General features: G+C 56.1%; 14 protein-coding genes. All 14 read left to right on the forward strand.

What is annotated here, in order from left to right; translation table 11 throughout:
• The first annotated feature begins 17 nt into the window (after positions 1-17).
• The 14 genes from OCV80_RS03555 (at position 18) to OCV80_RS03620 (ending at position 13,402) form a co-directional block, all read left to right on the forward strand.
• The gene (locus tag OCV80_RS03555; RefSeq protein ID WP_136890795.1) at positions 18-1,499 is read left to right on the forward strand and encodes a hypothetical protein; all 1,482 of its coding nucleotides are present in this window, start codon (positions 18-20) and stop codon (positions 1,497-1,499) included.
• Between the two features lie 14 nt (positions 1,500-1,513).
• A complete protein-coding gene (locus tag OCV80_RS03560; protein ID WP_119311449.1) occupies positions 1,514-2,065 on the forward strand; it encodes a hypothetical protein in 552 nt (183 codons plus the stop codon).
• Between the two features lie 22 nt (positions 2,066-2,087).
• The gene (locus OCV80_RS03565; protein ID WP_136890794.1) at positions 2,088-2,687 is read left to right on the forward strand and encodes a hypothetical protein; all 600 of its coding nucleotides are present in this window, start codon (positions 2,088-2,090) and stop codon (positions 2,685-2,687) included.
• A gap of 2 nt (positions 2,688-2,689) precedes the next feature.
• Positions 2,690-2,845: a hypothetical protein gene (locus tag OCV80_RS03570; protein WP_429835524.1), complete on the forward strand. Its 156-nt coding sequence runs from the start codon at positions 2,690-2,692 to the stop codon at positions 2,843-2,845.
• Between the two features lie 104 nt (positions 2,846-2,949).
• Positions 2,950-3,819, forward strand: coding sequence for an NADAR family protein (locus OCV80_RS03575; RefSeq protein WP_267288225.1), 870 nt, complete (start codon positions 2,950-2,952; stop codon positions 3,817-3,819).
• Complete coding sequence (locus tag OCV80_RS03580; RefSeq protein ID WP_249390793.1) at positions 3,807-4,265, forward strand: C-GCAxxG-C-C family protein; 459 nt, start codon at positions 3,807-3,809, stop codon at positions 4,263-4,265. Before OCV80_RS03575 ends, OCV80_RS03580 begins: the two co-directional genes overlap by 13 nt.
• A 24-nt stretch (positions 4,266-4,289) precedes the next feature.
• On the forward strand, positions 4,290-4,604 hold the full coding sequence (locus OCV80_RS03585; protein WP_021747672.1) for a hypothetical protein: 315 nt from the start codon (positions 4,290-4,292) through the stop codon (positions 4,602-4,604).
• Positions 4,601-5,041 carry an immunity 51 family protein gene (locus OCV80_RS03590; protein WP_021747671.1) on the forward strand — a complete coding sequence of 147 codons (441 nt, stop codon included), beginning with the start codon at positions 4,601-4,603 and terminating at the stop codon, positions 5,039-5,041. Before OCV80_RS03585 ends, OCV80_RS03590 begins: the two co-directional genes overlap by 4 nt.
• Positions 5,038-5,301, forward strand: coding sequence for a hypothetical protein (locus OCV80_RS03595; protein WP_021747670.1), 264 nt, complete (start codon positions 5,038-5,040; stop codon positions 5,299-5,301). The genes OCV80_RS03590 and OCV80_RS03595 overlap by 4 nt, the downstream gene beginning before the upstream one ends.
• A gap of 10 nt (positions 5,302-5,311) precedes the next feature.
• On the forward strand, positions 5,312-5,599 hold the full coding sequence (locus OCV80_RS03600; RefSeq protein ID WP_025543926.1) for a DUF6881 domain-containing protein: 288 nt from the start codon (positions 5,312-5,314) through the stop codon (positions 5,597-5,599).
• Between the two features lie 16 nt (positions 5,600-5,615).
• Entirely contained in the window at positions 5,616-5,966 is a 351-nt protein-coding gene (locus OCV80_RS03605) for a DUF6547 family protein (RefSeq protein WP_267288219.1), read from the forward strand.
• A gap of 15 nt (positions 5,967-5,981) precedes the next feature.
• Positions 5,982-12,191 (forward strand): immunity protein Imm33 domain-containing protein, encoded by a 6,210-nt coding sequence (locus tag OCV80_RS03610; protein WP_267288220.1) that lies wholly within the window; start codon positions 5,982-5,984, stop codon positions 12,189-12,191.
• Between the two features lie 37 nt (positions 12,192-12,228).
• Complete coding sequence (locus OCV80_RS03615; protein ID WP_021747666.1) at positions 12,229-12,978, forward strand: SMI1/KNR4 family protein; 750 nt, start codon at positions 12,229-12,231, stop codon at positions 12,976-12,978.
• Positions 12,979-13,051: 73 nt separating this feature from the next.
• A complete protein-coding gene (locus tag OCV80_RS03620) occupies positions 13,052-13,402 on the forward strand; it encodes a hypothetical protein (protein WP_036629434.1) in 351 nt (116 codons plus the stop codon).
• Positions 13,403-13,452: the final 50 nt, after the last annotated feature.

Below are 13,452 nucleotides of genomic sequence, written 5' to 3' on the forward strand. Positions count from 1 at the left end.
CAGGGGGAGGCACAGGTATGAAAGCACAAGCCGGAGGGGTCTATACAGTCTACAATCGATACTTGAAATGCTACACCGCCTGCCAGGTGGCCTATATCGCGCCGCCGGACACGGTGAGCAGGGAGTCCTGGGCAGTGATCCTCTCTCTGGACTGGGCAGGTGACGCCCCTCTGACTGCGGAGGAACTGCCTCATCTCCGCCCGCTCTACATAGATTTCATGTACTGGTCCCGTGACCTTCATCTGCTGCGGGTGCCGGTGGAGGTCCCGCCCCAGTACACGCTGGTGGGTACCCTGCCGCCCTTCACCGACCAGCCCTGCCGCTCCTACGGCGGCTGGAATGACGGTTATGATGTGTACCTCCAGATCCGGTGGCAAGCCATCCCGGAAAAGCGGCGGCGGGCCTTCAAGGAGGCCACGGAGAGCGACGGGGTGACAGAGATCGGCGGTATCCCGGTGAAGGTCAGCAGCCATCGGATCATGGACCAGCACGAGCCATTCGATTCGGCGCTGGAACTAAAGGCGCTGCCCTGCCTCTCCGACCTCATCTGCCAGCGGTGGCACCCGGATCTGCTGGAGTTTTTGCGGGGAACCCCCTTCGTTGATGAACTGACTTTGCTGGACCACGGTCAGAGGACACTTGATCTGCGGGGCACCAGCATCAGAAAGCTGATGTTGGACATGACAGGCCTTCAGGAACTGTGGCTGAGTGAGGATACAGAGCAGCTCCTGTTCCAGAACAAGGGGCCGGACGCCTGTACCATCCATGCCCCCGAAGATGGCAGCGGTCTGACCCTCCAATTTATCGGGGAATACCGCCCGCACACGGAACTGCCGAACCTATTGGAACTGCATGGCATCCAGCTGAAAGATTTTGATCTGAGCGGACTGGCTGCTGTCCATCCCCACCTGAAGGAGCTGAGGCTCTGGGGCGCGCCGGGAAATCTGCAAAACTTCTCTGCTGTGCGAGAGTTCCGGGAGCTGACGCACCTTTCCACCTTCGACCTGTTCGGCTTCGGGGCGGACGACATCCCCACCCCGGAGCAGATGCCGGAGCTTCGCTGGTTCTGGATGACCAGCCTGCCGGAGACGGCAGCAAAAGCGGCAAAGCAGCTCTGGAAAGGTAAGGCGGGAATGGACCTGCGGATCACCAAGCCCCGGAAACCGGAGTGGCTGGCGCAAAACCTGGGCAATCCCTTCCGGGGCTGGGACGGTGCGGAGCATATTCCTGTCAGTGCCGCGAGAAAGGCAGCCAATCAATACCGCAAGACCCGCTCCCAATTGATGAAACTGGCCGCTGAGCCGGGCGAGGACGCCCAGGCCCAGGCGCTGGATGCGGTTGCAGCATACACCCAGACCTTCAACAAGATGGGCTTTATCGAAACCGAGGAGCGGGATGAAATTTACATGGCCCTGCGGGGGATTCTGGACGCACTGCCGGACAACACACTCCAAAAAGATGCCCTGATTGAGAAGTTTGAGCAGCTGCGGGATTTTTGAGGAAAATGAGAAGCATGATAGAGTTCGGCAAGGATCACAGCCCGGCGTGGTTGGAACTGATGTCAGCCTACCAGATTTTTCGGGCAAGGCTGTTTGATTGGAGCCGCGAACCGGATCAGGTAAAGCAAAGAGATCTGCTACTGGAGCTTGGTTCCTGGGAAAATCGGGATCTCAACAGAAGAACGCTGGTGGCGGATCTTCTACGCAGCGCCGAGATGTGGGATGAAAAAGCCCTCCTCTTGGTTCAGAAAGAACTGACCGCGATTGCCCTACAGGAACAGGAGGTGATTGCCGCCTTTGTACGAATGGCATTATCAAAGCTCAAAGGCAGATCAGAGCGGCTTGCCATTGCCGATGAGGTGCTTCGTCTGGTAGCAGAGGAGGAAGGAAAAGCGGAGCCCGACCCTGTTGTATTCCACAACGGCTGCCTGTTGCTGTATGATTTGCACTGTGAAGCAGAGTTCTCGCAGTATGCGGATCGGTATGGGACTTTGATTGAGCAGGCATACGGGTTAGATGAAAAAGGCTTGGCAGACATGAAGAAAACGCTGTCCGCCGGGCCTTAGATAGAAAGGAATGTGCGGGCGCATGAGCCGAATTGTTGATGAACCCTACTTTACATACAGTGCATACAACGCCCTGACCTCCGGCATTCAGGTGAAATGCCCCAAGTGCCACGGCGCAGGTATGGTGACAGCGGATGATGACAACGCCTATTTCCGGTGCCTGAGCTGCGGCCATCAGGAGACCCGTGACCGGACGATCTACCGCTACGATGTCCATAACCAGTGCAAAAACTGCGGAAGATACTATCGGGTGGATATTGAAGATGAGGAAAAGCAGCACTTTTCTGTTCTCCATGTGGCCTGTCCCTATTGTGGGACAACCATGTCGGGAGAAGTTCATAAAACAGCTGAAGCATTTTCCTACACTGCTGAGATTCAGGACGGACGAGAACCTTATTTCGGCCTGGAACTGTGGTTTTTGACCTCCTTCCAGGGCAAACCGGCCTGGGCACTCAACCGGGAGCACCTTGCCTATCTGATCGACTATCTCAGCGCCGACCTGCGGGAAAAGCCGCTGGGAAGAGCGAAAAAGACTCAGGCCGATCATCTCCCCGCCTTCATGAAAACCGCAAAGAATCGGGAGCGGATCGTGAAGCTGCTGAAGAAGTTACAGGAGGGATGAGGATGGAACAGAAAGTTATTTTCAACGGCCAAGTTTTTACTCTGACCCGGTTTTGGGCAACGGAAGAGCCTTGTCTGCGGATCACCGACCCACAGCAGATCGAGATGCCTAAAATGGAGCTTGTGGGGGCCACCCAGATGAATACTGCATTTTCCTGAAAAATCTGACGGAAACAGAGTTGGCACAGATCACATCCCTGGACGGCGCTCCGCTGGATGTGAGAGAAGAACTTCGACAGTTTCTAACAGGAAAGGACAACCCTATGGCACTACAAGATAAGAAAATCATGCCTCCCCCTTGGATGGCCTTCCCGGAGATCGAGCGATACTCCATTGGCTGGCGCATGGGCTATGGGGAGGATTACATATACCGATTTGGCGATTGGCTGGACACCCTCTCCCCGGAGGAGCGGACGGAATACCGCGCCCTCTTTCCCGAGCCGGTAACCTGGAAGGGCTGGTGGGAGGACGAGGACAGCGGCGAAGTGCTGGTACACGGTGACTTCCTGGTGGAGGCGTGGCAGCCGGAAGGCCGGCCAAAGTACACCCGCCAGTGGCTTCAGCAGGAGTTTACCGCCGGGCGAAAGCGGGAACTGTGCCTGTTCTGGGGCCATCAGCCTTCCCAGGACGGCCAGCTGACAAAAAGCTACCTCAGCCAGTGGTGGATGGAGGACTTCTATACGACGGCTGCCCCCTACCTCTGCATGGAGCAATACATGATGGCTGCCAAGGCCGAGCTGTTCGGCGACAAAGAGATCCGGGACCAGATTTTGAAATGCAGCGACCAAAAGCAGATCAAGGCCCTGGGCCGCAAGGTGCGGGGCTTTGAGCAGAAGGTATGGGACAAGTTCAAGTACGCCATTGTGCTACTTGGCAACTGGCACAAATTCAGCCAGAACCGCGAACTGCGGGAGTTTCTCCTTTCCACCGGGGACAGCGTGCTGGTGGAGGCCAGCCCCTACGATGCCATCTGGGGCATCCGCCTCGCGGCCAGTTCGCCGGAGGCCCAGGACCCGATGAAGTGGCGCGGACAAAACCTGCTGGGCTTTGCGCTGATGGAGGTGCGGGACGAGCTGCGCAGAGTGACACAGAATGAAATGCTTTGCGATTGGAGTATGGTATGGCAACAATGAAACTCTATGAACTGGTCAACCACTACCACATCGGCACGGAACTGACCTGCGCCGAGGCCGTGTTCATGGCCTGCAATGAGTATTACCATCTGAATTTGTCCGAGGAGACCCGGAAGATGTTCTCTGTCATGGGCTTGGGCATGCAGACCGAGCAGTCCTGCTGCGGTGCTTTCACTGTGGCGGTGGGGATCATTGGGCTGATGACCGCCAAAGAGGGCCAGACCGATGTGAGCAACATGGAGGGCTACCAAATGATTGCTGACTTGACAGACTTCACGCTGGGCATCTATGGAACGCTCCACTGTGTCGAGCTGCAAAAGCTGGAGATCGTGGGGGGTGAGAATCCCTGCCACGCCATTGTGGAGGCGTTGGCCAAAAAGCTGGAGGAGCTGCTGGCGGGCCGCAGGATCTTCCGCCCGGTAAATGCGGGACAGATTGGTTCCTGATATGCTGGAAAGGGGGGGGAGTCCATGTCTAAACTATCCCAGGAAGAAGTACAATCACTTCGTAGCAGGATCTGCCACGGAGAGCAGGGACTAATTTCCACTCTGACGCCGGAGCAATTCCTTGCCCTGCTGTCTTACGACTATGATACCGGCTTCGCGGCCGGCAAAGCCTCCGCGCAGAAGGAGATTCTCTGTATGCTGGCGGCGGACGGGATGCCCCCGGAGAAAATTGCCCTACTGCTGCGGATGGAGGCGGAGACGGTGCGGGAGATTCTGGCCGCCAAGCGGGCCCACATTGAGAAATGCAGAAAAAAGCTGGAACAGGAGGTGAAGCCGTGAAGGACCTTTTTCAATACGGAAATCGGCGGGAGGAGGAATGGGAGATCCTGCCCTGGATCCCCGACCCGCGCCCGCCCTTCAAGATCTGGGTCAAACCGGATCAGATCGCGCCCTTTTTTCTCATTCCCCACCACCCTTATGCGATCTCCCTCCTGCTGAAGATCAGCGACGGGTTCCAGGTGGAGGAATTCTGCCGGCTGGGACGGACTGGCAGCAGCAAAGACTGGGAGCGGCTGGTCCGGGGCGTGATCCGGGAGTTCGAGAAAAACAACAGCGGCAGGGATCTGTTTCACTTCGACTCCGACGAGGATGTGTTCTGCGTGTACTCCCAATACATCGACGATTTGATGATGCTGGCCAAACTGATCCGGGCGGCCTGTGCCGATGAAAAAACGATGGGGATGTATCTGAACATGAGCGAGGCAGAGAAAACATGAAAGAGTTGACCACTCAAACAGGAATCATAGTAAAATGCAGGAAAACGGCCATTGAATTTTTCCAAAATGCTCAGTCAGCGGATTCCTTTTCTGCGCTGAAGATTCCAAAGGAATTCCAAGGTATAGCGGTTGAGTTTTATGATTTGATTCTGGAAAACGATCATCTCGCGGCCTTGCTGGGCTGTCGCGGCAATGATGATATTGCAATACAGATAGATGAGGTAACCGGCACCATGACGGGGTGGCATTGGTTCAAATGAGGATAATGGAATGATCGAGTACATCAAGCTCTTTTGGGAGAGCGCACCAGAGGGAGAACCACCGGTCATCCTCTATGAAGTGGATACCGAAAATGAGCGGCTGGTCCTCCGCTCCATCGACATCTTTGCAGATGGACGCACCCGTAATATCCCTGACCTTTATGAAGGCGCTATCGAGATCACGCCGATCCCAACCGTGGAGGAATTGAACGCCCATATCTGGGGCGAGGAGTTCCGCGCCTGCGCCATAGAGAAAGCGGAATTTGAGGCCATCTGGGAGAGCCAATTTTTTGCTTGAGAATGGAGGATCTGCTATGAGTAAGGAACTTGAACTGTATCAAGCATTTATTGACGGCCTTGTGGAGCGGAAAGACAGCATGACCGCCCTTTGGGTCAAGGGCGATGGTTTTCCCAAGGCAGAGGACAACAAGGCGAAAAACGAGCTTCTCGCCACACTGACCCCGGAGCAGAAAGGTGTGCTGGCCGATATGCTCCAGGACGAGCATATCGCGGGTATCCACGATACCCTGGCATATATCAATGAGATGATGGATCTGGATGGGCTGGAGCTTCGTCAGGACGGGGAATCCATTCCCAACGATTACTTTGAGAGCCTGCACTATGACTTCATCAGCCGGTGTGACGGCGATGAGTGGCCGGAATAACAGGAGGCGTGACAAATGTATATCAAAAAATACTGGGGCAACTTTATCGGAGGTTCCGATGACAGCCTGAACCTTGTGGCCTTTTTAGAAGACCAGAAGAAAGAGGAGATGCCCCTCAGCGAGATCTTCGCTAAGATCGGGCTGGACAAGCAGAACTGGAACTTCCGCCAGACTGTGGGGTATCTGGAATTCACCCACTCCAATGGCGTGGAGATGGACTTCCACTTCGCCATTGATGTGGTCACCGATCTGGCCGCCATCCTGCTGGAGTGCAGCGTCAGCGGCGGCGTGGACCTCCACGACCTGGACGAGTATAACACCCCCCACCGCCGTATCCGCATCACCGCCACGCCAGAGGAGCATGACGCAATGAACAAGGCCCTGGCGGATTTTGCCCAAAATCCTCTGTCCTATGATCTCCACGAAATGATGGATGACGAGGAGATCCGGGAGATGGCTCGGGATATAGAGGCGCTGCGGAAGGAGCTGTATGAGGCCGCCGGTCGCAACCGGGACTACTATGTAAAGGCAGAGGACATGCAGAATCTGCTCCCAGACTGGGAGGAAGCCAATGGCTGCATCGCCACGAGCCGCATTACGGTGGAGGGCTGCAAGGTTGGCTACTGCTACCGGGAGGAGCCGGACGGCGACTGGGACAGCGGCTGGCGCTTTACCGCCGGTGATGAGAGCGACGAGTACATGGACGACCCCAACAACGCCGGGATCTACGGCCTCAACTCCATCTGCAACGACGATCCCGACATTATTCCCCTGCTACATACGCCCGCCCCCTGCGCCTTTGAGCGGGATGAGAATGGCGTGTTCCAGCAGATCAAAGACTGGAAAACGGATGAGGACGAGGAGGACCCAGATATGGACATTTTAAGGCAGTGCCAGAAGTGGAATGAAAAGAGCGAGTACCAGAAGATCATTGACGCGCTGGAGACCATTCCAGCCCAGGAGCGCACCCCGGAGATGGACAGCGAGCTGGCCCGGGCCTACAACAATCTGGGGGCACCTTCCAACCGTGCGCTGCTCAAAAAGGCCATCGCTCTCTTGAGCCCCCATGGGGAATACTTCGAGGGAGACCACTGCTGGAACTTCCGCATGGGTTACTCTTACTTTTATCTGGATCAGGAGGGCCGGGCTCTGCGATACTTTGAAAAGGCATTGGAGGCTCGCCCTGGTGACGAGGACACCATAGAGCTGATCGACTGGTGCAAGAAGAGCATTTCTCTGCCTCAGTTTTCACAGTGCTTCCGGGAGCGGACAGTGGACTGGTGGGAAACCTTTGCCGAAATGGAAGCCCAGCTGCGCCAGATGATGGACGACGACAAGGATCACACCCGCGGCGCGGAGATCGTGGCCCAAATGGAAGATACTTTGAACTTGGTCTTTGACGAGATTTCCTTCGAGATGGGCTTCAATGGCGAAAAGCATGAGCTGATCCTCACCCCGGAGGGCGACGAGGTCAAGCTGTTTGAGCTGGTCTACTTCCGGAAGCACGCCCCCAAGGAGGTGCTGGAGCACTGGAACATCCTGGTGGGCCGCCAGCCCAGCCAAAACATCGGCCTGCGGACCGACGACGGCTGGGATATCTCCGGGGAAGATGTGCAGATCTGGCTGGAGGAACAGGGCGAAAACAGCTTCGCCATCTCCGCCTACTGCGAAAAGCTGCTGCCCATGCTCCGGGAGGAGGAAGGCCGGGTCTGGTGGATGCTCACCACCCTCACCGACCAGGTGCTGGGCGAGATCCCCCACATGAGATACATAGACAGCTTCGATGTGCTGGAGGAGCCCAAGGCAGAGCCGTCCATTCTTATGTCCCAGCTTCCTGACGCGTTGAAGGAGCGGGGCTTGGAACTTTCCACCGATCCGGAAGCCTATCTGGAGAGCTACCTTGGCTACAAAATGGAACCCAACAAGGACCCGGACGCCGACTGGCGGCTGGATGTGATGGCTGGCTCCACCAACTGTGTGCCGCTCATCAACGGCTATCTGAATGCCGACAATGACTTTATGGACGAGCTCCATGCCGACGGCGCAGCGGCGGGCTTCTTCTGCTATCCCCTGGATACCCTGCGGGAGGAGGAAGGAACGGAGAAGATTTTTGACTTCCGGGACAAACTGGAAGAAGTGTTCACCACCGGGGACGGCCCGGAGGTGGTCACCCTCACCGGCGGAGCCACCGGACTCTACTGCGGCTATGTGGACTTCATCGCCTGGGACATCCGGGCGGCACTCCAGATGGCAAAGGAATTCTTCAAGGACAGCGACATCCCCTGGGCCAGCTTCCATACCTTCCGCCGTGAAGCGGGCACTGTGAGTCTGAAAAATCCGCCCGATGAGGAGCCGGACGGTGAGGCGCAGGCCGCCGAGTTGGACGAGACGCCGACGGGCATGGACTATATCCCTTATACCCCGCAGAATGCAGAGGCATTCTTTGCACAGCTCCAGCAGTGGAACGACGAGGACGAGTACACCCGCTGTATTCAGGCATTGAATGCCATCCCGGAGGACTGGCGGAACTACCGCACCGCCTACGCCCTGGCCCGGGCGCTGGAGAACTACGCAATTCTGGGCGACCACAATGAGGGAACCCCCAACTACAAGGGGGACAAGGCTCTGCTTCGAGCCATCGAGGTGCTGGAGTCCGTCCGGGAGGAAGGCCGGGACAAGGCGGAGTGGAATATGCGGATGGCCTACGGATATCAGTATCTCCACGGTCAGGAGGAAGAGGCCATCCCCTATGCCCGGCGGTGGGCGGAGCTGGACCCGGAGGACGAGGACGCTCCGGTGGTGATCCGGGAGTGCAAGGCGGAGATCCGGAAACGCCGGAGCAGCCGGAACAAGAAGGACAAATTCGTGCCGGGTGATACCCCCTTTGAGGGCTTCGACCTCACCAATTTCTGGGACGACAGTATGTATGCGCTGAAAGAGTACGTCAGTGATCCGCCTTCCGATGAGCTGATCGCCAGCGTGGAGGAGGAACTGGGCTACAAACTTCCCGCCTCCTACATCTGGCTGATGAAGCAGCACAACGGCGGCATTCCGGTGAACACCTGCTATCCCTGCGATGAGCCCACCTGCTGGGCAGAGGACCATGTGGCCATCACCGGTATGTTCGGCATCGGACGGGAAAAAAGCTGCTCCCTCTGCGGAAAGCTGGGCAGCCAGTTCATGATCGACGAGTGGGCGTATCCTGCCATCGGCGTGGCCATCTGTGACTGTCCCAGCGCCGGACATGATATGATCTTTCTGGACTACCGGGCTTGCGGCCCCCAGGGAGAGCCTGCGGTAGTCCATGTGGATCAGGAAAACGACTACAAGATCACCCATCTGGCAGACAGCTTTGAGGAATTTGTCCGTGGACTGGAGCATGAAGCCCTCTACGATCCGGATGAAAATGAGGGCGATTTCGAGGAGGATGATGCTGACGGGGAGGAAACCGACCGCACAGGTGTCTTCACCGGCTTTGTTCTCCTGTCCAAGGGAGAATGGGACAAGGACCAGTTCATCCGGGACATGAAGGAAAAATGGGACATCTCTGTGGAGGAGTACGACGCCAGTGAGGAGAAGGATGACGATGCGCTGGTGTTCGAGGTGGGTGATATGCTCGCTGCTGTCAGTCTGGCGACCTATCCCATCCCCGACGGCGAAGCGGAAATAAACGCAGAGAACAACTACATGTGGGAGGATGCCGTCCAAGTCGCACGGGAGCACCGCGCCCATATCATGGTGGCGGTGCTGGGCAAGGAGAAAAAGGTTCTGGAGAAGGGCAAGCTCTTCGCCAAGCTGGCGGCTGCCTGCTGCCGCCAACAATACGCCACCGGTATCTACACCAGCGGCGTGGTGTTTGAGCCCCGCTTCTACGAGGGCTTTGCTGATATGATGAAAGAGGACGAACTGCCCATCTTCAACTGGATCTGGTTCGGCCTGTACCGGAGCGAGGGCGGCTTGAACGGCTATACCTACGGCATGGATGTGTTCGGCAAGGAGGAGATGGAGGTGCTGAACGCTGACGCCGAGCCGGAGAAGCTGCGGGACTTTTTGGCAAGCCTTGCCTCCTATGTGCTGGCGTGTGATGTTACGCTGAAGGATGGGGAGACTATCGGCTTTTCTGCGGACGATAAGCATGCCATCATCCGTAGTCCCGGTGTCTCTCTGCCGAAGGAGCAGATGACACTGAAAATCTCCTGGGAATCCGGCGGGGATGGACCGGAGGGAGGCGGTGAAGACCCGAATGGCGGCGGGGATGACTGCCCGGACGAGGAATGCTTTCAAGACGAGAAATCCAGTGAACCGGAGGTCTACACCGAGGAGGAGATGGAAGCCGTCGAGGGGCACATCCAGCAGTATTTCGGCCCGTTCGAGAATGTGTTCCATGAGCTGGTCTCCCCGGACATCCATGTGGACATCTGCGTGGTACCGCCCTCCCGGGAGCGGGACTACTACACGCTGGTCACTATGGGCATGGGCGCCCACCGGATGAATGTTCCGGAGGAACTGGCGGAATACAAGCTGGAGCGGGCGGAGTTGGCCATTGCACTGCCTGCGGATTGGAAGCTGGATCAGGAGTCCATGAAAGATGAGCGGTGGTACTGGCCCATCCGCCTGCTGAAGTCCCTGGCCCGTCTGCCCATCAACTGTGACAGCTGGTTGGGGCATGGTCATACAGTGGAGAACCGGGAACCCTTTGCGGAAAACACGAAACTGTGCACTGCTACCCTGATCGATCCCCAGGGTACGGAGGACGGCAGTGAGGTCTGCACTCTGCCGGGCGGCGAGGAGGTCAACTTCTATCAGGTCATTCCTCTTTATGCGGATGAATTGGACTATAAACTGGAACATGACGCTGACGCTCTGCTGAACAGGATGAGGGGGATCAGTTTTGTCGTAAATCCCACCCGTCAGGATGCTGTCACTCGTGGCACCCTTTCCAATGATGATTTTGACGGTGAGATGGATGACGCTTCCTATCACCTTGAGAGCATTGAGGAAAAGGAACTGCCTATTGACCCCATCAATGCCTATAACCACATGGCCATCTACCTGCGCTGGTGCATAGAACACGACCTGATGGGCGAGGACTTCTTAAAAGAATACAGCGAAGTGGCCAAACAGGTCAAAGTTGATCCTGCCAGTGTGGATCTGCGGGAGTTTATCCGGGATGAGCTGGACGGCTGTCTGTTCTCTGTGCTGTTCAATCAGCAAGGCCGTGCCTTTGCAGGCTATTACTACGGAGAGGGCGACAGCCCCTACTATCCTGCCGATGTTGACGATAACGCACTCCGTTTCTTCGGCCCGGAGCGGTATCACTCCGAGGAGTTCCGGGACGAAGCCTACCTGTTCATTCCCTTTGACGAGGATTATTATCAGGCTATGGCAAAGGTGATCGGGGAACGCTTTGAAAACTGGCAGGGACAGGACTTTGACGAAGACACGCTGGAGCCCTCCGAGGTGGCGGATGCTTTGATGGAGTATCTGGACTGCGAGTGCACCTATTTCCCATCCATGGCAGATGATGACCCCATCATGTCGGCGTACAGCTATGCCAAACGGGAAAGTGTCAAAGAGGGATTTGTACCGGTGCTCATCAAGGCGGATGACGAAACACTGCTGGAGTGTCTGGTGATGAACGCTGACCCGGAGCATGACGCGGACTGCTACGAATTTGACCTCAAAGCGGTAACGGAGTACCGGAAGAAGATGCTCTCCGCCCCCATCAAGGACAGCAAGGCGGTTCTGGAGGAACTGATCGGCCAGCGCAAAGCAGAGGCCGAAGATGACGATATGGACTGGGAGGAGGAGATTCTGGGCGAGATGGCTGGCGGCTATGACAATGACCGTTTCTCCTGCTACTGGGATTCGGACAGCCACATGACCCACCCCCTCGTTTTGGCCAGGATCCCGGTGAAAAAACCCTGGGAGATCTTCGCCTACCTGCCCTTCGGCAACTGGAATGAGTGCCCCAACACGCCGGAACTGATGGCAGTGGCAAAATACTGGTTTGAGCAGTACGGCGCCATCCCTGCCGCCATGAGCCACGATGAGATGGAGTTTGAACTTCCGGTTCCTGTCCCCAAGGAAAGAGCTGTGGAGTTGGCTGTGGAGCAATATGGCTTCTGCCCGGACATCGTGGATCAGGAGCAGGATGATCCCACCGTGGGCAATCTGGCGGATGTCCTGCGGCAGTCCACTGTCTGGTACTTCTGGTGGGATTGACGGGATTCCTGCACCCTTTGAAACGGAGAATTGACCTATGAATAGTGAAGTATTGGCAATAAAACTCCTGGACCTGGCCGAGGGACGGGAAACTCCCGAAAGCTGGCGGAGCTGGTGGGACGAGCATGAGCCGGAGCTGGAAAACCTGCTGAGCCGAGGCGAATTTTTGAAACTGAAACCTTGCCGGCATGACTTCCGATGGGTCCCGGTGCTGACCAGCCAAAAGGGAGCCATCGCCATTCTGGAAAAGAGCGGCACAGCATTTGAGGTCAGCAATCTCTACCAGGAGCGGTATCTGGCGGAGCTGGACGCTTTCTGCAAGGAGCAGGAGCGAGTACAGCGGAAAAAGCAAAAGGAATTCAAGGCCAACAATCCTGAGCTGTTTTGCCGTTACCCCAAGTTCTCCAAGGCGCTGGCAAAGGCGCTGGAGCCATCTGACGAGATCCAGCCTGCCGCCACGGAGGAGCAGATCGCAAGTCAAGAAAGCGTGCTGGACTTCACGCTCCCGGCCCAGGTGCGAGAGTTCTTCCTGCTGACCGCTGGCATCCAGGTATCCACAGGCGTGATCCTTTCACTTTCCGGGATGTTTGATCTAACCATCCATGGAGAGCGGTATTGTGTGCTGGGCGAGTTCTGGAAAGAAGCGGATGGCGACCAGCTCCTGCTCCGCCCCGGAGAGGAAACCATCTGGTACTACGCCCATGAGCAGGACAAGGTCAAGCGACTCTGCAATGATATGACAGAACTGCTGGAGAAGAAATTGGCGAGGTATCTCAATGAGCAATGAAAATATCGCCTATAAAAAGAAAATAGCGCGGCGGTTGATGGCTGAACTGTAAATCAGCGAAGGAAGAATGAAAATGACATTAGAAGAAATGTTCCGTGATCTCTATGATAAATATGGTAACGATTTTAACTGGTATATGATCCCCTTCGCACAGGCGGACGGGGCATTTGTTGCAGAACTAAACAAAGAAATAGGACAAGACCACTTCTTATACGGCAAAAAAATCTTGGCGGTTGCGAAGTGTGAATCCAATGATGATGTGTTATATGTTCTCAGAAACGGAACAGGAAGAGACATCTACTATCTGTTCCATTTAACTTACTCAGCACATAATGCGGACGGATTTCCCCAGTATGAGGAGTTTGCAGATCTATTTGCAGTAAAAGAATTTATAGAACGATCATATATCGAGGATTATATGTAATTTTCAAATTTCAATTTATTGGGAATCCACCTTACCCGCAGTGGCATCAG

The organism is Oscillibacter acetigenes (genome assembly GCF_025567605.1).
In the GTDB taxonomy this organism is placed as follows: Bacteria; Bacillota; Clostridia; order Oscillospirales; family Oscillospiraceae; genus Oscillibacter; species Oscillibacter welbionis.